Here is a 19,082-nt window from a genome sequence, read left to right as displayed (position 1 = left end):
ATGATGACGGCCATGACAGCGATAGAGCGAACCGATACGCCCACCACCGCGGACGAGCGCACCACCTTGGAGGCGATGCTGGACTACCACCGGGCGACCCTGGCGATGAAGTGCGAGGGACTGTCCGACGAGCAGTTGCGCACCGCCACCGTTCCGCCGTCGGAACTGACGCTGCTCGGCCTGGTGCGGCACCTGGCCGAGGTGGAGTGCGGCTGGTTCCGCAACGTGCTGGGCGCGGAGGACGCCAAGCCGCTCTACTACTCCGACGAGGACCGGGACGGCGAGTTCCACGACCTCGACAGCGCGGACACCGAGGAGGCCTTCGCCACCTGGCGGGAGCAGATCGACCGCGCCAGGCGACTGGCGGCGGCGCACTCGCTGGACGACACCGGGACCCGCCGGGGCGGCGGCACGTACTCGCTGCGCTGGATCTATGTGCACATGATCGAGGAGTACGCCCGGCACAACGGGCACGCCGATCTGATCCGCGAGCGCATCGACGGCGTCACCGGGGAGTAGGGCGGCCACCACCGCCGCGCGGCCCACGATGCCCGCGCGGCCGTGTACGCGGCGCGGGGCGCCGATCACCCCTGCGGGGAATGGCCAACCACCGTGACACGGGCCAGAGTTGGGCAGGTGCGCCGATTTCCCGCAATGGTCGTCATCGCGGCGGCGGCCGCCCTGCTCACCGGCTGCGTCAACGTCTCCGAACGGCCCGACCCGCCGGGCCGTCCGGCGGCGCCGCGGCTACCGGCGATGATGCGGATCGCACCACAGCCCGCCCGCGAGGAACTGACCACCACCGAGCCGACGCCGGGGGCTTCCCCCTCCCCCTCCCCTCCCGCCCACCCCGCCTCCGCCACACCGACCACGGCGCCCAACGGCCGGGCCGGTGACGGGGCTGGTGGCGCCGCCATGGCCGAGCCACCGGGCGGGGGGCAACCGGGGGCGCCCGCGGGAGACTTGGGGTCTCCTCCCCCGGCCCCCGCTCTCCCGCCACCCCCCGTGCCGCCGCGTGCCGCGCCGCGGCCGCACCCGCGACCGGCGCCGCCTCCCCCGCCGCCGACGCATCACGACGAGCCGGCACCGGCGCCGCCGCCGGTGAGGCAACCCGCCGGGAGCGGCGGTGTCTGCGGGCTCGGCGAGACCTACGGCCGCTGGGCGACGGACAGCCCAGCGGACCGCATCTGCCGCCAGACCTACGGCAGATGACGCCGGACTAACGCGGATGGTCCGGTCCGGCGGCCCCGGCCAACCGCAGCTCCAACCGGTCGAGCGCGGCCCGGATCCCGTCCCCGTAGGCGTCGTCGGAGAGCGCGTCGGAGGTCTGCCACGCTCTGCCGAGGTAGTCACGCGCTATGTCGTTCCTGCCCAGCTTGTGGTAGTCCGAGGCCAGGTTGAGATACAGCGACGGGTAGAAGCCGCGGATCGAGAGCACATGGCCGTGCCATGCGACATCGTCCCGGTCGATCTCGTTGGCGGCGCCCAACGCCCGCAGGTCCCAGGCCAGTTCGTCCTCCGGATCGTCCTGGGTGTCCGCCATGTAGTGGGCGAGGGTGCAGCGGTGCAGCGGTGATCCGTCCTCGGCGATCTCCTGCCACAGCGTGGCGAAGCGACTGCGCGCCTCCTCGCGGTCGCCCCCGTGCAGCAGCATGATCACTTGCCCGATGCGGGTGGTCATCTCGTCCGGCATCGTCGCCTCCCGTGGTCGCGCGGTCGCTGTGTGTCGTGGTTACGACGCTAGCGGGAGGGTCTGACAATCACCGTGAAGGGCGAGACCGCTGAGGCGGTGAACGGGGCATCGTGGAATTGCGCGGTCGGACCGGAGCGCGCAATTCCGTCGCGCCGACAGCGAGGAGCGCAGCCATGAAGCGGCATGTGACCGGCACCTTCACCTTCTCCGGATGGGCGGAGGACACCTCGGCGGAGGCCGAAGGCGGTGCCCGGCTCGGCCGGGCCTCGGTGGCCAACACCTTCACCGGCGCCCTGGAGGCGTCCGGGGTGGTCGAGTACGCGCTCGCCTACACCGGGCCGACCGAGGGCGTGTTCTGCGGCTACGAGCATCTGACCGGTTCGGTGGAGGGCCGCCGGGGCTCCTTCGTGATCGAGCACCGGGGGCGGTTCGCGGGCGACGCCGTGCACTGCGCCCTGACGGTGGTCCCCGGTTCCGGCAGCGGCGAGCTGGCCGGGATCACGGGGGGCGGCAGCTTCATCGCCCGGCACGGCGAGCCCAGCACCACCTACGCCCTCGACTACGGCCTGGGCTGACGCCTGGCACCGCGCCGGGCACCAGCCCCTGGGCGGTGCGGCTACTTGGCGGGCACGCCGAGGTCAGGGAGCCGCCAGTCGATCGGCGGGTGGCCCTGGGCCGCCACGGCCTCGTCGATCTGGGTGAACGGGCGGCTGCCGAAGAACTTCTTGGCCGACAGCGGCGACGGATGCGCGCCCTGCACCACCACGTGCCGCTCGGTGTCGATCAACGGCAGCTTCTTCTTGGCGTAGTTGCCCCACAGTACGAACACCGCCGGGTCGGGACGCTCGGCGACGGCCTTGATCACGGCGTCGGTGAACTTCTCCCAGCCCTTGCCCTTGTGCGCGTTGGCCTCGCCCTCGCGTACCGTCAGCACCGCGTTGAGCAGCAGTACGCCCTGGCGTGCCCAGGGCATCAAGTATCCGTTGTCCGGTACCGGATGCCCCAGTTCGGCCTGCATCTCCTTGAAGATGTTCCGCAGCGACGGCGGGGTCTTCACCCCGGGCCGCACCGAGAAGCACATCCCGTGCGCCTGGCCCGCGCCGTGGTACGGGTCCTGCCCCAGGATCAACACCTTGACCTGCTCGTACGGCGTCGCCTCCAGGGCGGCGAAGACCTCGTCGCGAGGTGGGAACACGTTGTGCTGGGCGCGCTCCTTCTCGACGTACTCGGTGAGCTCCTGGAAGTAGGGCTTGTCCAACTCCTCGCCGAGGACGGCCTGCCAGGACTCGGGCAGCATGCTGGGCACGTCAAGGACCTCCGGTGCGTGTTCCGTTACTCACCACAGAACGTACCGGCACCCACTGACAACGGCGCCGCCGCGCCCCCAACGGTGAGGGGGCGGTACCCGGCGCACCGCCCCCTCACCCGCCCAGGTGGCGGCCGCTCAGGCCACTCCGGCCTGGAGGAACAGGCCGCCGTCCACCACCAGCGTCTGGCCGGTGACCCAGCCGGCCTGGTCGGAGAGGAGGAACGCGGCGGCGCCCGCGATGTCCTCCGGTACGCCGAGCCGCTTGAGCGGGTATCCGGCCGCGGCCTCCTCCTCGCGACCCTCGTAGAGGGTCGCGGCGAACTTGGTCTTGACGACGGCCGGGGCGATGGCGTTGACCCGTACGCCCGGTGCCAGTTCGGAGGCGAGCTGCAGCGTGAGGTTGATCAGCGCCGCCTTGCTCATGCCGTAGGCCCCGATGAACGGCGACGGGGCGAGTCCGGCGACCGAGGCGATGTTGACGATGGCGCCGCCGTGCTCCTTCTGCCAGGCCTTCCAGGTCTGCTGGGCGAAGCCGAGCGCGGAGATGACGTTGGTCTCGTAGACCTTGCGGGCCACCGCGAGGTCGAGTTCGGCGATGGGCCCGAACACCGGGTTGGTTCCGGCGTTGTTGACCAGGAAGTCGACCCGGCCGAAGGCCTCCATGGTGCGGGCCACGGCTTCCGCTTGGTGGGCCTCGTCGTGTGCCTTGCCCGCGACGCCGATCGCCCGGTCGGCGCCGAGTCGGTCGACGGCCTCCTTGAGGGCGTCCTCGTTCCGTCCGGTGACGCACACCCGGTCGCCGCGGGCGACGAGTGCCTCGGCGACGCCGTAGCCGATACCGCGGCTGGCGCCGGTGACGATCGCGACCCGGCCGCTGTCTGGCTGAGTGGTCATGGTGCTGGGTGCCTTTCCCTCGCGTCTGCTGTGTGTGCGCCGTTGTCAGTCGAGCGGGCCGCCGGCGACGTAGAGCACCTGGCCGGAGACGAATCCGGCCTGGTCGCTGGTGAAGAACGCGATGGCGTTGGCGATGTCCTCGGGCTGGCCGACCCGCTGGACCGGGATCTGGCTGGCGGCGGCCTTCTGGAAGTCCTCGAAGTCCATGCCGACGCGGGCGGCGGTGGCGGCGGTCATGTCGGTGGCGATGAAGCCGGGCGCCACGGCGTTGGCGGTCACGCCGAACTTGCCGAGTTCGATGGCCAGGGTCTTGGTGAAGCCCTGGAGTCCGGCCTTGGCCGTCGAGTAGTTGACCTGGCCGCGGTTGCCCTGGGCGGAGCTGGACGAGAGGTTGACGACCCGGCCGAACTTGGCGTCCACCATGTGCTTCTGCACGGCGCGCGTCATCAGGAAAGCGCCGCGCAGGTGCACGTTCATCACGGTGTCCCAGTCCGACGCGCTCATCTTGAACAGGAGGTTGTCGCGCAGCACACCGGCGTTGTTCACCAGGATCGTGGGCGCGCCGAGTTCCTCGGCGACCTTGGTGACGGCGGCCTCCACCTGTGCTTCGTCGGAGACGTCGGCGCCCACGGCGATGGCTCTTCCGCCCGCCGCGGTGATCTTCTCGACGGTGTCCTTGCACGCCGCCTCGTCCAGGTCCAGCACCGCGACCGCGCGGCCCTCGGCGGCCAGCCGCACGGCGGTGGCCGCGCCGATGCCGCGGGCGGCACCGGTGACGATCGCGACGCGTTGCTCGGCGGACAGGGGCTGCTCGCTGGTGGACATCTGCTCTCCTCGCCCTAAGGTGCGGTGCCACATGTGAGCGACCGCTTAGTACGTCCCGTGCACGAAACCGTAGGAGGGTGGTGACCCACTGTCAACGGCCCGGCGCCAGATGTGGCTCAGGGCACGGGCCGACCGGGCCGTCGGCTCAGCGCACCAGCAGGTCGAGCAGCCGGTCCGCGTCGGCGGCCGGGTCCGCGGTCAGGCCGGTGTGGATGGGGCCGGGCTGGACGACGGTGCTGCGCGGCGCGGTCAGCCAGCGGAACCGGCGGCCGGGGTCGTCGCCCGCCGCCTGCCCGGCCAGCTCCCCGCCCGCGCAGACGCACTCGACGGCGCGCAGCGCGGAGCGCACGGCGGCCACGTCGGCGTCCGGGTCGAGACAGCGCAGCCGTGCCTCGTCCAGGTGGATGCGGGCGGAGATGAAGGACCGGGCCCTGCAGTACACCAGGACACCGGCGTTGATCTGCTCACCGCGTTCGACTCGCGGGACGACGCGGACCAGCGCGTACTCGAAGACGTCACGGGCGGTCATCGGCCGTCCTCCTGCCGCGATCCGGCGGCCTTGCCCTCGACCCAGGTGCGCAGCCACTCCGGTGGGGCTTCGGCCTTCTTCGGCGGCGCGGACAGCTGGATCCGGTCGTGGATGGTGGCGGCCCGGTCGCCCAGCACGTCGGCGTAGGCGCTGCGCACCGCGTCGGGCGTGCCGAACCCCGGTTCGTCCAGCAGCCACTCCTGCGGGATCAGCGAGGTGACCTCGCGCAGCAGCGCCTCGGTGATCCGCGGTGCGAGTTCCGCGGCGGCCGCGGCCAGTTCGGCGGCGGTGACGAAGCGGGCGAGCGCGTGGTCGGTGGCGTCGTACGGCTTGGCGGCGGAGGCCTGCGCGCCCTTCCAGTTGTGGTGCCAGATCAGGGCGGCGCCGTGGTCGATCAGCCACAGTTCGCGGTGCCAGATCAGCATGTTGGGGTTGCGCCAGGAGCGGTCGACGTTGTTCACCAGCGCGTCGAACCAGATGACCCGTGCGGCCTGGCTCGCGTCCACCTCGAAGGCGATGGGGTCGAAGCCGACGGAGCCGGGCAGGAAGTCCATGCCGAGGTTCAGCCCGCCGCTGGCCTTGAGCAGGTCCTGTACCTCGGTGTCGGGTTCACCCAGCGCGATGACCGGGTCGAAGTTCAGCCGTACCAGCTCGGGCACCCGCAGTTCCAGCCGCCGGGCGAGTTCACCGCAGACGACCTCGGCGACCAGCGCCTTGCGGCCCTGCGCCGCACCGATGAACTTCGCCACATATGTACCCAGATCGTCGGCCTCGACGATTCCGGGCACCGATCCGCCCTCACGCAAGGGCGTGACATAGCGGATCGCGGTCACTTCAGGAAGCATTCCGCCAGGTTACTGGGCACAAGGGCATGCCTTCGACGGATATATGGGGTGCCCGGCGACGGCCGTTCTGCCATGGTCCGCTCATGGTTGCCTTCGACTCCGCGGAGTTTCCCAGCCAGTTGGCCCGTACCGGACGCTTCACCTATGGCGCGCCCCGCGCGTTCACCGTGTCACCCGACGGGGAGCGGGTGTTGTTCCTGCGCAGCCGGGCGGGAGATGACCCGGTCTGCTGCCTGTGGATGTACCAGGACGGCACGGAACACCTGCTGGCGGATCCCGCCGAGCTGGACGCGGGTGACGCGGAGCTGCCACCCGAGGAGCTGACCCGTCGCGAGCGGGCCAGGGAGCGCGCCGTGGGCATCGTCGGCTACGCCACGGACACGGCCGTGCGCACCGTCGCCTTCGCGCTGGGCGGACGGCTGTGGACGGTGGACACCGCTCACGGCACACCGCGTCCGGTGCGCACGGTCGGGCCGCTGGTCGATCCGCGGCCGGATCCGACCGGCGCGCGCATCGCCTATGTGTGCGGCGGTGCGATGTACGTCGTGGAGCTGGACGGCGGTACGAACCGGATGCTGGCGCGGGCCGAGGGACCGCACATCGGCTATGGCCTGGCCGAGCACGCGGCGGCTGAGTCCATGGGGCGGTCACGTGGTTACTGGTGGGCGCCGGACGGCTCCCGGCTGCTGGTCGCCAGGGTCGATGAATCCGCCGTGCAGCGATGGTGGATATCCGATCCGGCCCACCCCGACCGTGCGCCGCGTTCCATGGCGTATCCGGTGGCTGGCACCGCCAACGCCGAAGTGACCCTGCACATCGTGGACCTGGCCGGCGGCCGGACCGAAGTGGCCTGGGACCGGGCGGCTTTCGAGTACGTCGCCGCCGCCGTGTGGGACGCGCACGGCCCGCTGGTCACCGTGCAGAGCCGGGACCAGCGCACGGTACGGGTGCTCGAAGTGGATCCGGAAACCGGTGCGACCGCGCTGGCACACGAGCAACACGACCCCGCCTGGGTGCAGTTGGTGCCCGGCACCCCGGCGCGCACCGCGTCCGGCCGCCTGGTGCGCCCGGACGAGCGGGACGACACCCGGCGGCTGTCGATCGGTGACGGCGCGGTCACGCCCCCCGGACGGCAACTGCGCGAGGTGCTGGGCGTCAGTGGTGAACGGGTGCTGTTCACCACGAGCGAGGAGCCCACCGAGGTGCACGTCTGGTCCCGTGATCCCGAGGAGGGCCTGACGCGGCTGAGCACCGAACCAGGAGTGCACACCGCCGCGTTGGGCGGCCGGACCGTCGTGCTGGACAGCCGCACGGCGGACGGCCGCGCGTTCACCGTGCTGCGCGACGGCCAACCGGTCGGCGCTGTCGCCTCGTTCGCCGAACGGCCGGTGGTCACGCCCCGGATCAGCTGGCTGCGCACCGGGGAACGGGGCATCCGCACCGCGCTGCTGCTGCCGTCCTGGTACGCGCCGGGCACCCGGCTTCCGGTGCTGCTGTGCCCGTACGCCGGGCACGGCATGCAGCTCGCCGTGGCCACCCGCGACTGGTGGCTGTGCGAGGCGCAGTGGTTCGCCGAGTCCGGATTCGCGGTGGTCGTCGCGGACGGGCGCGGCACGCCCGGGCGCGGGCCGCTCTGGGAGAAGGCGTTCCACGGTGACAAGCTCAGCGCGGCTCTTGAGGACCAGGTCACCGCGGTGCTCGGGGCCGCCGAGCACTGCCGGGACCTCGACCTGACGCGCACCGCGATCCGCGGCTGGTCGTACGGCGGTTATCTCGCCGCGGCGGCTGTGCTGCGGCGGCCGGACGTCTTCCACGCGGCGGTGGCCGGCGCCGCGCCGTTCGACCAGCGGCTGTACGACACCCACTGGGAGGAGCGGTTCCTCGGCCACCCGGACGAGCAGCCGGAGAACTACGACCGCTGCTCGCTGATCGCCGACGCGCCGCGGCTGCGCCGCCCGCTGCTGCTGGTGCACGGACTCGCCGACGACAACGTGACCGCCGCCCACACCCTGCGGATGTCCGCCGCGCTGCTGGCCGCCGGGCGGCCGCACACCGTACTTCCGCTGTCCGGTGTATCGCACGCGGTGCTGGGCGCGCGGGCCGTCGAGCGGCTGCTGTTGTTCCAGCGGGACTTCCTGCGCGACGCGCTCGGCCGCACGGATGGCGCGGGCCGTTGAACGCGAGTGGCCCGCGAGCCGTATGGGAAGGGGCGTCGGAACGGCGCGCCGCCCGACGCACTTGGCGACAACCTCATCGAAGGACGTGACCCATGGAGCACCAGACTTCCGGCTCCCCGGTATCAACCTCCCGCCGCACCGTGGTCGCGGCGGCCGGGGCCGTCGGCCTCGGCGCCGCACTGGCGGCGTGCGGCGGGTCCAACAACTCGGCCTCCTCCACGCCCTCCCAGGACAGCAGCAGCCAGGCGTCCGGCTCCTCGTCGGCAGCGGGTTCCTCGTCCGCACCGGCGGGTGGCAACGGCGGCGGCACCATGCTGGCGAAGACCTCGGAGATACCGCAGGGCGGTGGGAAGGTGTTCCCGGACAAGCAGGTGGTGGTGACCCAGCCGACCGCCGGTACGTACAAGGCGTTCACCGCGGTCTGCACCCACCAGGGCTGCACAGTCAACCAGGTGAAGAACGGCACCATCGACTGCCCGTGCCACGGCAGCAAGTTCCATATCGCGGACGGCAGCGTGGCCGAGGGTCCGGCCACCCAGCCGCTGGCGCCCACCAAGATCACCGTCGAGGGCGGTTCAGTGAAGCTGGCCTGACCCGCGCCAACTGGCGAGCAGGGCCTCGGTCGTGGTGACCGTCGCGACCAGCGCCAGGGTGTGCCGGAGCACAGCGGCCGCGTAGTCGGCGGGCACCCCGGCGACGGCGTCGGCGGGCACCACGGCCGTGTAGCCGCGATTGACGGCGTCGAACACGGCGTTGGGCACCGCGATGTTGAGCGACACCCCGGTGATGACGACGGTTCGGACGCCGAGGTTGCGCAGCAGCGCGTCGACCTCGGTTCCGGCCAGCGGCGACAGGCCGTGCAGCCTGCGGACGACGAGGTCGCAGGCGGCGACGGCGATCTCGTCGGCGAGTTCGGTGGCGGGCGTTCCGGCCAGTTGCCGCACCGGGCGGCGTTCGGCCGCCCGGAACAGCGGTGCGTTGCGGCTGGCGCCGAGGCCGTCCGGGCGACGCTCTGCGACCGCGTGCAGCACGGCCACCCCTGCGGCGCGGGCGGCGTCCGCCAGGGCTGCGACCCGGGCGAGCGTGCCGTCGGCGCGTACGGCGACGGCCAGCTCCGGCAGTGCGCTGCCGGGCCCCACGACGCCGCGCTGGCATTCGACGGTGAGCAGCGCGGTGTGCGCGGGTTCGACCAGCGCGGCCAGTGGTTCCCGTTCCGCCATGGCGTTCCTCCCGGCCCGACCTACCGTTATCCTGACGCTACGTCAGGTTTCGGGGTGAGGGGAAGGCGCCGATGAGCACCGCACAGCGGCGCGGCCGCAGGATCATGATGTCGCCGCGGGAACTGGACAGTTACCTCGCCGGACAGCGCACCTGCCGGGTGGCCACCGTCTCGGCGGACGGCACGCCGCATGTCAGCGCGCTCTGGTTCGCCTGGGACGGCGCCGCGCTGTGGCTGTACTCCCTTGTGCGCAGCCGCCGTTGGGCCCACCTGCTGGCCGACCCGCGGATCGCGGTGATCGTGGACGACGGCGAGGAGTACGGGGAACTGCGGGGTGTCGAACTCTGCGGCACCGTCGAGTTCGTCGGCGAGGCACCGCGCACGGGGGCGCCGTGCGCGGAACTCGCTGTTCCGGAAGGGCTGTTCGCCGGGAGGCACTTCGGCCTTGCACGCATGCCGCACGACGGCCGCCATGGATGGCTCCGGCTTGCACCGGAACACATCGTTTCATGGGACTTTCGCAAGCAGTAAGCCCTTCGGGCGGATTTAATCCGGCTGGGGGTGCGGGTTGTTGGGCGTCGCCGTTCGCGCGATCCGGCCGTCGCGCAGCGCGGCCATACGGTCGCCGAGCCCGCCGTCCGATCTGCTCGCCGTCGCAGCGGGGTGGTTCTGGGCACCCCCAACCCCCGCGTGGGACCGGTCACACCCCGACACCTTCCGCCCGAAGTGCTACCGCTCGGCGCCTGCTCGGCGGAGGGCGTCCACCGCCGCCCTGATGGAAGGGCGGCGGTCCGCGTCGGCGCGCCAGGCCGCGTAGACGTGGCGGCGCATGGTGTGCCGGACCGGCACGATACTGACGCCCTCCGGGACCGGGCCACGCCCCAGACGCGGGGTGATCGCGACCCCCAAACCGGCGGCCACCAGCGCCAGTTGGGTGTGGTGCTCCTCAGCCGCGTGCGCGATGCGCGGCTCAAGCCCCTTGCCCCGCAGGGTGAACACCAACCACTCGTGGCAGAACTCACCGGGCGGCCAGCCGATCCAGTCGTCACCGGCGAAGTCCTCCAGGTCGCACCACTCCCGCCCGGCCAGCGGATGCCCACTGGGCACCGCCACATCGGCGACGTCGTCGAGCAGTTCGGCCTTGGCCAGCCCGTCCGGCAGCGGAAGGGGCTTGTTGTACCAGTCGAGCACCACCGCCAGGTCGATGTCACCGCGCATCAGCCGCGGCACCGCCTCCCGGGGCTCCATCTCCTCCAGATAGGGGCGCAGTTGCGGATGCTCGTCCCGCAGCGCGGCCAGCACCCGAGGGAACAGTCCGCGCGCCGCGGTCGGGAAGGCCCCGATGGCCAGCGTCCCGACCGGCGCCCCGCGGTGCGCCTCAAGGTCGGAGTGGGCCAGCTCGACCATGGACAGGATGCGGTCGGCGTGACCGGACAGCAGCCGTCCCGCATCGGTCAGCCGCACCCCGCGGCCGTTCTTGGCGAGCAGTTGCTGACCGGTCTCCCGCTCCAACTTGCCCATCTGCTGGGAGATCGCGGACGTGGTCACATGCAGCACGTCGGCCGCGGCGCTGACCGACCCGTAGGCGTCGATGGCGTGCAGGATACGCAGGCGCTCCAGACTCAACATATAAGAAACACTACGCCATCATTCTCACGAAAACTCACTTGTCCTAAGAGATGACCTCCCGGCATCCTGCTTGCCATGAGCGCCACCACGAGTTCCGCCGCCACCTCCGCCTCGCCCGCTTCCGGCTCCCCCACCGCCGCCTCCCCTGTGAGTGACCCCGCCCCGCGCCGCCGTGCGGTGGACTGGCGGATCCGGTTCCTCGCGCTGGCGCTCATCTGGGGGTTCAGCTTCCTGTTCATCAAGGTGGGCACGGAGGCGTTCGCCCCGCTCCAGGTCACCCTGGGCCGGATGGTCTTCGGAACGGCGGTGCTGGTCACCGTGCTGGCCGTCAAGCGCCAGCGGCTGCCGCGCGCCGGGCGGGTGTGGGGCCATCTGCTGGTGGCCGCCTTCCTGCTCAACGCCCTGCCGTTCTCCCTGTTCGCCTACGCGGAGTTGACCATTCCGTCGACCCTGGCGGGCATCTGCAACGCCACCACCCCCCTGTTCAGCATGCTGCTGTCGGTGGTCGCGCTCGCCGAGGACCGGCCGACCCGGCGCCGCTTGGCCGGGGTCGGGCTGGGCTTCGCCGGCGTGCTGACGGTGCTCGGCGCGTGGCAGGGCTTCTCCGGGCAGGACCCGCTGGGCACCTCGCTCGCGCTGATCGCCTCGGCCAGCTACGCGGTCGGCTGGATCTACGTGCGCCGTACGCTCGCCAACACCGGCGAGTCCAGTCTGTCACTGTCCGCCGGGCAGCTGGCCCTGGGCACCCTCCAACTGGCCGTGGTCACACCGCTGTTCACCTCGCCGCCCAGCTCGTTCCCGATCGCCTCGGTGCTCTCGGTGGTGGCGCTCGGCGCGCTGGGCACCGGCCTGGCGTTCCTGGTGCAGTACGGGCTCGTGCAGGAGGCCGGCCCGACCATCGCGACCATGGTCACCTATCTGGTCCCCGTGGTCGCCACGACGGCCGGTGTCTTCGTGCTGGGCGAACACCTCACGTGGAACGAGCCGGTGGGCGCGGTGATCGTGCTGATGGGCGCGGCCCTGACCCAGACCCGGTCACGCTGAGCGGCACACCGTCACCCGTACCGCAGTCCCCCGCCGGGCCGCGCCGCCAGCGCCACCGCCTCGGCCACGGCGTCGACCTCGCCCAGGGCCAGCGGTGAGACCGTCACCCGTACCCCCGGCCGGGAGGCCAGTCGGTGCCGGGCGCCCGGAGCGGCCACCCAGCCGCTCTGCTGGAGCCGCAGCATCGCCCCCGTCTCGTCGGGCACCGGGACCCACACGTTCATTCCGCTGCGCCCATGGCTGGCCACCCCTCGTTCGGCCAGCGCGGCGACCAGCGCGTCCCGCCGCCGTCCGTACGAGGCCGCGACCGCCGCGGGGTCCACCGCGCCGGTCCGCCACAGGTGCAGCAGGGCGCTCTGCAGCAGCTGGCTGACCCAGCCCGCGGCGAGCCGGTACCTGCCCTGCACCCGGTCGACGGTGGTCGGGTCGCCGGTGAGCACGGCGATCCGCAGATCGGGGCCGTACGCCTTGGCGGCGGACCGGACGACGACCCAGTGCCGGGTGCTGCCGCCCAGCGGATGCAGCGGCAGGTCGACGATGGCGTGGCCGTGGTCGTCCTCGATGAGCAGTACGTCGGGATGGGCGGCGAGGACCTCCCGCAGTGCGTGGGCACGGGTCTCGGTGACGGCCGCGCCGGTGGGGTTCTGCGCCCGGTCGGTGACGATCAGCGCCCGGGCGCCGGAGCGCAGCGCCCGCTCCACACCGCCAGGCAGCGGTCCGTCGTCGTCCACGGCCACCGGTACGGTCCGCAGTCCGAGCGCCGGGATCAGGTCGAGCAGGCCGCCCCAGCCGGGGTCCTCGACCGCGACCGCGTCACCGGGCCGTAGATGGGCTCCCAGTACCCGCTCGATGGCGTCGAGGGAGCCGGAGGTGACGGTGACCGGACCGTCCGGCACACCGTCGGTGTCGAATCCGGCACGGGCGAGCGCTGCCAACTCCGGGTTGACGCCCGGCATTCCGTACAGCATGGGATGCTCGGCGTTCGCCTTCGCCGCGGCGGCGAGCGCGTCGTCCAGCGGGGGCAGCAGCGCCGGGTCGGGGTTGCCGCTGGACAGGTCGCGGGCGCCGGGCGGCACCACCACGCCGAGTTCCTCGCGTGGTGTGCTGGCCGGGCGGTGCCGTACCCGGCTGCCGCGCCGGCCCGCGGTCTCGATGACCCCCCGGTCGCGCAGCAGCCGGTACGCGGCGGCGACCGTGTTCGGGTTCACCCTCAACCGCCCGGCGAGTTCCCGCAGCGGCGGCAGCGCCTGGCCGGGCTGCAACTCCCCGTCGCCGATGGCACGTTCGACGTCGGCGGCGATCTCCGTAGCGCGCCGCCCAGTGATCCGATACTCTCCTAGCACAAACTACATTATGCACTAGTGCAAAGGAGGATGCGATGGCGGCCACCACCTCGTACCCGCGCACCGAGCGCACGGTGCCCACCCGCTCACCGGAGCGCGGTTCCTGGGACCGGGAGACCGTGCACTCGATACTGGACGAGGGCTACATCTGCCACCTGGGCTTCGTGCGCGACGGCGCGCCCGTGGTGCTGCCCACCCTCTACGCGCGGGTCGGTGAGCGTCTCTACGCACACGGTTCCACCGGCTCCCCCGCGCTGCGCGGCGCCCGGCAGGACGGGGGTCTGCCGGTCTGCCTCACGGTCACGCATGTGGACGGGATCGTGCTGGCCCGCTCGGCGTTCCACCACTCGATCAACTACCGATCGGTGGTGGTGCACGGCATCGCCCACCAGGTGACCGACCCGGCCGAGCGCGCCGAGGCGCTGGACGCGCTGGTCGACCACATCGTGCCGGGCCGCGCCGACGACTCGCGGCGCGCCAACGCCAGGGAGCTGGCCGCCACCGCCGTCATCCGCCTGGACCTGGCCGAGGTCTCGGCCAAGATCCGCACCGGCGGTCCCAACGACGACGACGCGGACCTGGAACTGCCGCACTGGAGCGGTGTCCTGCCGGTCACCCGTGGCTACGGGCCGCCGATCCCGGCCGATGACCTGGACCCGTCGATCGCCGTGCCCACGTACCTCGGAGCCCGCCAGGAGAGTCGATGCTGATCCACCCCTGGGACGCGGCCCTCGGCGACGACGAGTGGCGGCACTGGCTCGGCACCCACGACTTCGGCCAGCTCGCGGTCAACGGTCTCGACGGCGAGCCGCCGTTCGTCCAGCCGCTGCACTTCGCCTACGACCCCGAGCGTGCCGAGGTCGTCACGCATCTGGCCCGGCCCAATCCGATCTGGGCCGCGCTGGAGGCCGCCCCGCGCGTCACGCTGAGCGTGGTCGACGACTACGTGTTCGTCCCCGGCCCCTGGCACGCCCCGGACGGCGCGCCGCCCGAGCACGGCACCCCCACCAGCTTCTACGCGGCCGTACAGCTGCTGTGCGTCGCCCACATCGTGGACGACGCACAACTGAAGGCCGAGCTGCTGCACCGGCAGTTGGCGCACTTCCAGCCGGACGGCGACTACGCCGAGGTCGCGCCGGGACAGCCGCCGTTCGGCCGGATGCTGCCCGGGATCCGCGGGCTGCGGCTCGAAGTCGCCGATGTCCGGGCCAAGTTCAAGTACGGCGGCAACAAGCCGCGTGCCATGCAGCAGCGGGTCACCGGTCTGCTGGCGCGGCGGGCCACCGGCCATGACGCGGCGGCCCGCGAACACCAGCTGCGCCGCCTCGCGGCGCCCCCGGAGGCTAGGAGCTGACCGCCTCCTCCTCGCGGGCGGCCCGGTGTACCGCCCACTCGGTGCGGGCGCCTCGGGTTTCGGCTATGGCCAGGGCGGTCACCGCGCCGATCAGGATCACGGTGCCCGACACCGTTGACACCGTGAGGCGTTCACCGAGCAGTACGACGGCGAGCACTCCGGCGGCCACCGGTTCGATCAGGGTGAATACCGAGGCGGTGGCCGCCCGCACCACCGCCGCGCCCGCGAAGTACAGCGCGTAGGCGAGTGCCGTGGGCACCGAGGCGAGATAGCCGAGCAGTGACAGCGCGCGGCCGACGTCGTGCACCTGCGGCCACAGGCCGTCCATGGCCGCGAGCGGCAGCAGGCAGACGGCGCCGACGGCGAACGCCCACATCGTGGTCGTCAGTGGATCGGTGCCGCCGCCCCGCCTGGCGGTCCAACGGGTGTGGAGCGTGATGCAGGCGTAGCCCGCGGCCGACAGCAGCGCCCAGCCCACGCCCGCCGGACGCACCGCGCCGGATGCGCCGCCGTCGTCGGCGAGCAGCAGCACGGCCAGCCCCGCGAAGGCGCCGAGCACCGCCAACGCCCCGGCCCTGCCGAGCCGTTCGCCCATGGTGAGCCGGGCGCCGAGCGCGACCAGTACGGGGCTCGCGCCCAGCGTGACCACCGTGCCGACGGCGAGTCCGGTGGACTGGACGGAGGCGAAGTACGCGCTCTGGAAGACGGTCAGCCCGACACCGGTGACCAGGATGCGGCGGACAACCCTGCGGCGCGGCTCGGCGACCGGGCCGGCCGCCGGACGACCACGGCGGCCGATGGCCCGCACCGGGAGCAGCAGCGCCAGGCCGCCGACGTAGCGCCAGAAGGACAGGGTGATGGGGCCGAAGTCGCCGACCCGGTAGAGCAGGGCGGCCGCCGCGCCCGCGGTTCCCCAGGCGGTGGCGGCGAAGGCGACGTAGAGCAGGCCCCGCCCGACGGGCAGGGGACGGCCGGCAGTCCGGCCGGACATGCGTGACACGGGCGTTCTCCAACGGAAGAGTCAGGTGGTCGCGTGATCCCGGGTGCGGGCGGCGACGACCCGCTCGGTCAGGTCCGTGACCCCGAGCCGGTCTTCCGTGGCTTCGCCACCCGCGCTAGGCGGCGGGAGGCGGGAGAACTGTCTGGTGCATGATCGCCACCCTAGGCGTGGCTCGTGGTGTCGGACAACCCCTTGTCCTGGGCCGGATCCGCCAGCGATCCGGCGACGGCATCGGTCGCGGCCTTCGGTGTGGCCGTCTGGGCGATGAACGCACCGGCCAACACCGCGGCGCCACCGGCCAGTTGCCAACCACCCAGCTTCTCGCCGAGCAGGAACCAGGCCAGTACCGTCGCGATCACCGCCTCCAGGCAGGCCACCACGCCCGCGACCTGCGGGGACAGCCGGCGGATGGACAGCACTCCGGTCAGATAGGCGACCACGGTGGCGACCAGCACCAGCCACGCCAGCAGCAGGATCGCGGGCACCGACTTGTCGCCGAGCGCCGCCTGGCTGGCCAGCACCCGCCAGTGCATCTCCCAGGGCCTGGCGACCACGGTGAGCAGCACGGCGCCGATCAGCAACCCGTAGGCGATGACCGCCAGCGGGTCGACCGGGTCGTCCCCTTCGCTGCCGTGGTCGGAGAGGATGAAGTAGCCCACCTGGCAGCACGCGGCGCCGAGCGCGAGCAGCAGTCCGAGCGGGTCGAAGCTCAGCCCGTGCCACACCTCGACCACCGCGCCCAGGCCCAGCACGGCCAGTACCACGCCGATCGCCGCCGACCTGCTCACCGACCGCCGCTGGACGAACCGCACCCAGCCCAGCACCAGCGCGGGCGCCAGGTACTCCACGAGCAGTGCGACCCCTACCGGAATCCGGGAGAGCGCGGCGAAGTAGCAGGCCTGTACCCCGGCGACGGCCAACAGGCCGTAACCGACGAGCAATCCGGGGCGGCGGCGCAGCACGTCCCGGTGGCGCAGCGCCACCGGGAGCATGACCACCGCGGCACCGGCGGCCCGGAGCCACACCACGTGCAGCGGGGCCAGCCCGGCCTCGATCAGCGGCTTGGCCGCGACGCCCGAACCGCCGAACGCGACGGCCGAGGTCAGCGCGGGCAGCAGGCCGGATCTGCGCGCCGTCGTCCCCGATATCCCTTCCATCGGGTCATCATGTCAGCCCGCCAGGGTCGGCCCCTCACCCAGGTGCTCCAGCGCGGTGCCGTGCCGGGGCAGGGTGGCGGCCAGCCGGGCGGGGTCGAACCCGGCGGCCCGCAGCACCTCCACGGCCCGGCACTCGGGGTCGGCGGCGAGGGCGGCCAGCAGGTCCACGCCGTCGGCGGCGGCAGCGCCGCGCGCCGTCGCGTGGTGCCCGGCCTCGTCCAGCGCGACGACGGCGGACGGGCTGCAGCCTGGCGCGACGTCCCTGGCCAGGACCGGCAGGGCGCCGGAGTCCTCGACGGTGCCGCGCCACTGCATGCCGTAACCGATGGTGCGCTGCACCAGGTACGCCAGCACCCGGGCGACCCGCGCGGTGCCGTCGGCGCTGCCGGCGGCGAGCGCCTCGCGCGCCCTCGGGTCGGACTCCAGCAGGGAGTGCAGCAGATGGGCCGTGTCTACCTGGCGGTCCCCGTCCCGGGAGGCACGCCGACGCGCGCTGGAGACCACCGACAGCAGTTCCGCGCTCAACTGCGGTCCGCTTCTGGCGCTGGTGGGTTCTCCGGGACGGGTGTCGCTGTGCACGACTCTCACCCCATCAGGACATAGCGCCCGAAGCATCCACGCCGGGAGGCATTTGCCCATCCACCCCAAGAAGGGCACGAATGACCGCCGCCTCCTCCTCAGGGAGGAGATTCACCGGCGCCGCCGTCAGGGCACGGGTGCGGCGAGCCGGGCCGCGACGGCGATCACGGCCACAGCATGCGCCGCGTCCACCGCTCGCCCTCGCGCACGTACCGCAGCCTGCGGTGGAACCGGTCGGGGCCGCTGTCGCCGTGGAAGAACTCGGCCTCGTCGGCGCGCAGCACATAGACCGTGTGACCGTCCGGTACGGCCCGCGGGTCCGCGCTGACGATCTCGCGGGCGTGGGCGCGGGCCCGCTGGTAAGCCGAATACGCGTCGGTGTCCGGGAGTTCGGCGCTCATCAGGCCGGTGAACCCGGCGGCCCGGGAGGGTTCGCTGCGGCCGAGGAAGTCCTCGCGCGCGGCCTGCCGGTCCAGTGCCGTGACCGGTCCGGTGGCCCGGATCTGGCGGCCGTGCCGCGGCCAGTACCAGTTCAGCGCCGCGTGGGGGTTGGCGGTCAGCTCCCGGCCCTTGCGGCTGGCGGCCTCGCTGGCGAAGACGAAGTCCAGTGCGCCCGCGTCGAGTTCGAACCCGCGCAGCATCAGCACGCGGGACGAGGGGCGCCCGGCCGCGTCGGCCGTACTGAGCGTCATCACATGCGGTTCCGGTACGGCGTCGTCGAGGGCGTCGGTGAGCCAGTCGGCGAACAGCGGGCCGGGCTCCGGCGGCGCCTGCCGGGGGTCGAACGCGGGGAGCGGTGCGGCCAACGCCGGTGTGCGGCGCAACCGTTCGCGCAGCGCTTCGTACTCCACCCTCGGCCCTCCTGACTCCGGTTCGCCACCTTGATCCTGTCACACCGCGGACCACGCGTTTCTGACGGACAATCAGTATTGAGTATTCGCACCCGAGCGGCTACGTTCCGCGGCACCGCTGCCGCGATGCCACGCGGCACCCGAGGGACGCAGGGTGGTCACCATGGCCGAGGTCACCGCGGAGGCCCGCATCGCGGCTCCGGCAGCACGCGTTTGGCGGCAGCTGACCGACTTCGCCGCGTACGGGCGGTGGAACGCCACGCACAGCGGCTTCCCCAAGGGCGGCCCGGATCCACTGGCGGTCGGCGCGGTGTACGTGGAGAACATGAAGCTGATGGGCTTTCCCGCCGAAGTCACCTGGACGGTGGCCGAGTTGATACCCGAACGAGTGCTGTGCACCACGGGCACCGGGCCGATGGGCGTCAGCCTCGCCATGCGGTACGAGCTCGTCCCTGACGCCGACGAGACGACGGTCCGCGTCGACGGCAGCTTCACCGGCGCCGCGGTGTCGTTGATGGCGGGCAGGCTCAAGGACTCGGCGACCGGCGCTCTGAACGAGAGCCTGCGCGAACTGGCGGTCCTGGTGGAGTAGCCCCTCCAGGACCGCCGGTTCCGCTGTCCCGCGCGGCGGTGA

Annotated in this window: 23 protein-coding genes; 10 read left to right on the top strand and 13 right to left on the bottom strand. The window is 72.4% G+C overall.

Annotated elements, in window-relative coordinates; genetic code table 11:
* Positions 1–12 precede the first annotated feature (12 nt).
* Together O5O46_RS21570 and O5O46_RS21565 are read left to right on the top strand one after the other, a co-directional pair.
* Complete coding sequence (locus O5O46_RS21570) at positions 13–519, top strand: DinB family protein (RefSeq protein WP_269857164.1); 507 nt, start codon at positions 13–15, stop codon at positions 517–519.
* A 117-nt stretch (positions 520–636) separates the two neighbouring features.
* Positions 637–1,212, top strand: coding sequence for a hypothetical protein (locus O5O46_RS21565; protein WP_269857163.1), 576 nt, complete (start codon positions 637–639; stop codon positions 1,210–1,212).
* A gap of 7 nt (positions 1,213–1,219) precedes the next feature.
* Here O5O46_RS21565 and O5O46_RS21560 read toward each other — a convergent pair whose 3' ends face one another.
* Positions 1,220–1,693, bottom strand: coding sequence for a hypothetical protein (locus tag O5O46_RS21560; protein ID WP_269857162.1), 474 nt, complete (start codon positions 1,691–1,693; stop codon positions 1,220–1,222).
* Between the two features lie 173 nt (positions 1,694–1,866).
* On the opposite strand from O5O46_RS21560, the gene O5O46_RS21555 reads away from it, so the two are divergent.
* A complete protein-coding gene (locus O5O46_RS21555) occupies positions 1,867–2,268 on the top strand; it encodes a DUF3224 domain-containing protein (protein WP_269857161.1) in 402 nt (133 codons plus the stop codon).
* A gap of 41 nt (positions 2,269–2,309) precedes the next feature.
* Here the strand turns inward: O5O46_RS21555 and O5O46_RS21550 are convergent, their stop codons facing one another.
* The 5 genes from O5O46_RS21550 to O5O46_RS21530 form a co-directional block, all read right to left on the bottom strand.
* Positions 2,310–2,990, bottom strand: coding sequence for a uracil-DNA glycosylase (locus tag O5O46_RS21550; RefSeq protein WP_269857349.1), 681 nt, complete (start codon positions 2,988–2,990; stop codon positions 2,310–2,312).
* A gap of 147 nt (positions 2,991–3,137) precedes the next feature.
* Positions 3,138–3,896 (bottom strand): SDR family oxidoreductase, encoded by a 759-nt coding sequence (locus O5O46_RS21545; protein ID WP_269857160.1) that lies wholly within the window; start codon positions 3,894–3,896, stop codon positions 3,138–3,140.
* Positions 3,897–3,941: 45 nt separating this feature from the next.
* Positions 3,942–4,721: a 3-oxoacyl-ACP reductase FabG gene (fabG, locus tag O5O46_RS21540; protein ID WP_269857159.1), complete on the bottom strand. Its 780-nt coding sequence runs from the start codon at positions 4,719–4,721 to the stop codon at positions 3,942–3,944.
* A 145-nt stretch (positions 4,722–4,866) separates the two neighbouring features.
* Positions 4,867–5,250: a DUF3037 domain-containing protein gene (locus tag O5O46_RS21535; protein WP_269857158.1), complete on the bottom strand. Its 384-nt coding sequence runs from the start codon at positions 5,248–5,250 to the stop codon at positions 4,867–4,869.
* The gene (locus O5O46_RS21530) at positions 5,247–6,095 is read right to left on the bottom strand and encodes a HipA family kinase (RefSeq protein WP_269857157.1); all 849 of its coding nucleotides are present in this window, start codon (positions 6,093–6,095) and stop codon (positions 5,247–5,249) included. The genes O5O46_RS21535 and O5O46_RS21530 overlap by 4 nt, the downstream gene beginning before the upstream one ends.
* Positions 6,096–6,178: 83 nt before the next feature.
* Here O5O46_RS21530 and O5O46_RS21525 point away from each other — a divergent pair, with 83 nt between their 5' ends.
* Positions 6,179–8,272: a prolyl oligopeptidase family serine peptidase gene (locus O5O46_RS21525; protein ID WP_269857156.1), complete on the top strand. Its 2,094-nt coding sequence runs from the start codon at positions 6,179–6,181 to the stop codon at positions 8,270–8,272.
* Between the two features lie 92 nt (positions 8,273–8,364).
* Positions 8,365–8,865 (top strand): Rieske (2Fe-2S) protein, encoded by a 501-nt coding sequence (locus tag O5O46_RS21520; protein ID WP_269857155.1) that lies wholly within the window; start codon positions 8,365–8,367, stop codon positions 8,863–8,865.
* Here O5O46_RS21520 and O5O46_RS21515 read toward each other — a convergent pair.
* Complete coding sequence (locus O5O46_RS21515) at positions 8,848–9,492, bottom strand: isochorismatase family protein (protein ID WP_269857154.1); 645 nt, start codon at positions 9,490–9,492, stop codon at positions 8,848–8,850. The two genes, O5O46_RS21520 and O5O46_RS21515, sit on opposite strands and share 18 nt — an antisense overlap.
* Before the next feature lie 71 nt (positions 9,493–9,563).
* Here O5O46_RS21515 and O5O46_RS21510 point away from each other — a divergent pair, with 71 nt between their 5' ends.
* Positions 9,564–10,022, top strand: a complete 459-nt coding sequence (locus O5O46_RS21510) for a pyridoxamine 5'-phosphate oxidase family protein (RefSeq protein WP_269857153.1) — start codon at positions 9,564–9,566, stop codon at positions 10,020–10,022.
* Positions 10,023–10,220: 198 nt separating this feature from the next.
* Here the strand turns inward: O5O46_RS21510 and O5O46_RS21505 are convergent, their stop codons facing one another.
* Positions 10,221–11,120, bottom strand: a complete 900-nt coding sequence (locus tag O5O46_RS21505; protein ID WP_269857152.1) for a LysR family transcriptional regulator — start codon at positions 11,118–11,120, stop codon at positions 10,221–10,223.
* Positions 11,121–11,195: 75 nt separating this feature from the next.
* Between O5O46_RS21505 and O5O46_RS21500 the strand changes: the two genes are divergently transcribed.
* Complete coding sequence (locus O5O46_RS21500) at positions 11,196–12,164, top strand: DMT family transporter (RefSeq protein WP_269857151.1); 969 nt, start codon at positions 11,196–11,198, stop codon at positions 12,162–12,164.
* Between the two features lie 11 nt (positions 12,165–12,175).
* Here the strand turns inward: O5O46_RS21500 and O5O46_RS21495 are convergent, their stop codons facing one another.
* Positions 12,176–13,507, bottom strand: coding sequence for an aminotransferase class I/II-fold pyridoxal phosphate-dependent enzyme (locus O5O46_RS21495; RefSeq protein WP_269857150.1), 1,332 nt, complete (start codon positions 13,505–13,507; stop codon positions 12,176–12,178).
* Positions 13,508–13,542: 35 nt separating this feature from the next.
* Between O5O46_RS21495 and O5O46_RS21490 the strand changes: the two genes are divergently transcribed.
* Both O5O46_RS21490 and O5O46_RS21485 read left to right on the top strand, forming a co-directional pair.
* Complete coding sequence (locus O5O46_RS21490) at positions 13,543–14,217, top strand: pyridoxamine 5'-phosphate oxidase family protein (RefSeq protein ID WP_269857149.1); 675 nt, start codon at positions 13,543–13,545, stop codon at positions 14,215–14,217.
* Positions 14,211–14,861 carry an FMN-binding negative transcriptional regulator gene (locus O5O46_RS21485; protein ID WP_269857148.1) on the top strand — a complete coding sequence of 217 codons (651 nt, stop codon included), beginning with the start codon at positions 14,211–14,213 and terminating at the stop codon, positions 14,859–14,861. The genes O5O46_RS21490 and O5O46_RS21485 overlap by 7 nt, the downstream gene beginning before the upstream one ends.
* Here O5O46_RS21485 and O5O46_RS21480 read toward each other — a convergent pair.
* From O5O46_RS21480 to O5O46_RS21465, 4 genes are all read right to left on the bottom strand, one after another.
* Entirely contained in the window at positions 14,851–15,852 is a 1,002-nt protein-coding gene (locus tag O5O46_RS21480) for a DMT family transporter (RefSeq protein WP_269857348.1), read from the bottom strand. The genes O5O46_RS21485 and O5O46_RS21480 overlap by 11 nt on opposite strands.
* 170 nt (positions 15,853–16,022) lie before the next feature.
* On the bottom strand, positions 16,023–17,018 hold the full coding sequence (locus O5O46_RS21475) for an EamA family transporter (RefSeq protein ID WP_269857147.1): 996 nt from the start codon (positions 17,016–17,018) through the stop codon (positions 16,023–16,025).
* A 12-nt stretch (positions 17,019–17,030) separates the two neighbouring features.
* A complete protein-coding gene (locus O5O46_RS21470; protein ID WP_269857146.1) occupies positions 17,031–17,597 on the bottom strand; it encodes a Clp protease N-terminal domain-containing protein in 567 nt (188 codons plus the stop codon).
* A 164-nt stretch (positions 17,598–17,761) separates the two neighbouring features.
* Positions 17,762–18,448 (bottom strand): pyridoxine/pyridoxamine 5'-phosphate oxidase, encoded by a 687-nt coding sequence (locus tag O5O46_RS21465; RefSeq protein ID WP_269857145.1) that lies wholly within the window; start codon positions 18,446–18,448, stop codon positions 17,762–17,764.
* Positions 18,449–18,611: 163 nt separating this feature from the next.
* Here O5O46_RS21465 and O5O46_RS21460 point away from each other — a divergent pair, with 163 nt between their 5' ends.
* On the top strand, positions 18,612–19,040 hold the full coding sequence (locus O5O46_RS21460) for a type II toxin-antitoxin system Rv0910 family toxin (protein ID WP_269857144.1): 429 nt from the start codon (positions 18,612–18,614) through the stop codon (positions 19,038–19,040).
* Positions 19,041–19,082 lie beyond the last annotated feature (42 nt).

This window comes from Streptomyces sp. RPT161 (assembly GCF_027533845.1).
GTDB lineage: Bacteria > Actinomycetota > Actinomycetes > Streptomycetales > Streptomycetaceae > Streptantibioticus_A > Streptantibioticus_A silvisoli_A.
Note: the sequence above shows the minus strand (reverse complement) of the source record. Positions and strands in the feature narration are given on the sequence as shown.

Excerpts from the sequence above, each read along its gene's own strand:
- O5O46_RS21485 (WP_269857148.1), top strand. The coding sequence starts at position 14,211 with ATGCTGATCCACCCCTGGGACGCGGCCCTCGGCGACGACGAGTGGCGG.
- O5O46_RS21510 (WP_269857153.1), top strand. The coding sequence starts at position 9,564 with ATGAGCACCGCACAGCGGCGCGGCCGCAGGATCATGATGTCGCCGCGG.
- O5O46_RS21555 (WP_269857161.1), top strand. The coding sequence starts at position 1,867 with ATGAAGCGGCATGTGACCGGCACCTTCACCTTCTCCGGATGGGCGGAG.
- O5O46_RS21525 (WP_269857156.1), top strand. The coding sequence starts at position 6,179 with ATGGTTGCCTTCGACTCCGCGGAGTTTCCCAGCCAGTTGGCCCGTACC.
- O5O46_RS21490 (WP_269857149.1), top strand. The coding sequence starts at position 13,543 with ATGGCGGCCACCACCTCGTACCCGCGCACCGAGCGCACGGTGCCCACC.
- O5O46_RS21480 (WP_269857348.1), bottom strand. The coding sequence starts at position 15,852 with ATGTCCGGCCGGACTGCCGGCCGTCCCCTGCCCGTCGGGCGGGGCCTG.
- O5O46_RS21460 (WP_269857144.1), top strand. The coding sequence starts at position 18,612 with ATGGCCGAGGTCACCGCGGAGGCCCGCATCGCGGCTCCGGCAGCACGC.
- O5O46_RS21560 (WP_269857162.1), bottom strand. The coding sequence starts at position 1,693 with ATGCCGGACGAGATGACCACCCGCATCGGGCAAGTGATCATGCTGCTG.
- fabG (WP_269857159.1), bottom strand. The coding sequence starts at position 4,721 with ATGTCCACCAGCGAGCAGCCCCTGTCCGCCGAGCAACGCGTCGCGATC.
- O5O46_RS21505 (WP_269857152.1), bottom strand. The coding sequence starts at position 11,120 with ATGTTGAGTCTGGAGCGCCTGCGTATCCTGCACGCCATCGACGCCTAC.
- O5O46_RS21570 (WP_269857164.1), top strand. The coding sequence starts at position 13 with ATGACAGCGATAGAGCGAACCGATACGCCCACCACCGCGGACGAGCGC.
- O5O46_RS21500 (WP_269857151.1), top strand. The coding sequence starts at position 11,196 with ATGAGCGCCACCACGAGTTCCGCCGCCACCTCCGCCTCGCCCGCTTCC.
- O5O46_RS21530 (WP_269857157.1), bottom strand. The coding sequence starts at position 6,095 with ATGCTTCCTGAAGTGACCGCGATCCGCTATGTCACGCCCTTGCGTGAG.
- O5O46_RS21550 (WP_269857349.1), bottom strand. The coding sequence starts at position 2,990 with ATGCTGCCCGAGTCCTGGCAGGCCGTCCTCGGCGAGGAGTTGGACAAG.
- O5O46_RS21535 (WP_269857158.1), bottom strand. The coding sequence starts at position 5,250 with ATGACCGCCCGTGACGTCTTCGAGTACGCGCTGGTCCGCGTCGTCCCG.
- O5O46_RS21520 (WP_269857155.1), top strand. The coding sequence starts at position 8,365 with ATGGAGCACCAGACTTCCGGCTCCCCGGTATCAACCTCCCGCCGCACC.
- O5O46_RS21545 (WP_269857160.1), bottom strand. The coding sequence starts at position 3,896 with ATGACCACTCAGCCAGACAGCGGCCGGGTCGCGATCGTCACCGGCGCC.
- O5O46_RS21515 (WP_269857154.1), bottom strand. The coding sequence starts at position 9,492 with ATGGCGGAACGGGAACCACTGGCCGCGCTGGTCGAACCCGCGCACACC.
- O5O46_RS21475 (WP_269857147.1), bottom strand. The coding sequence starts at position 17,018 with ATGGAAGGGATATCGGGGACGACGGCGCGCAGATCCGGCCTGCTGCCC.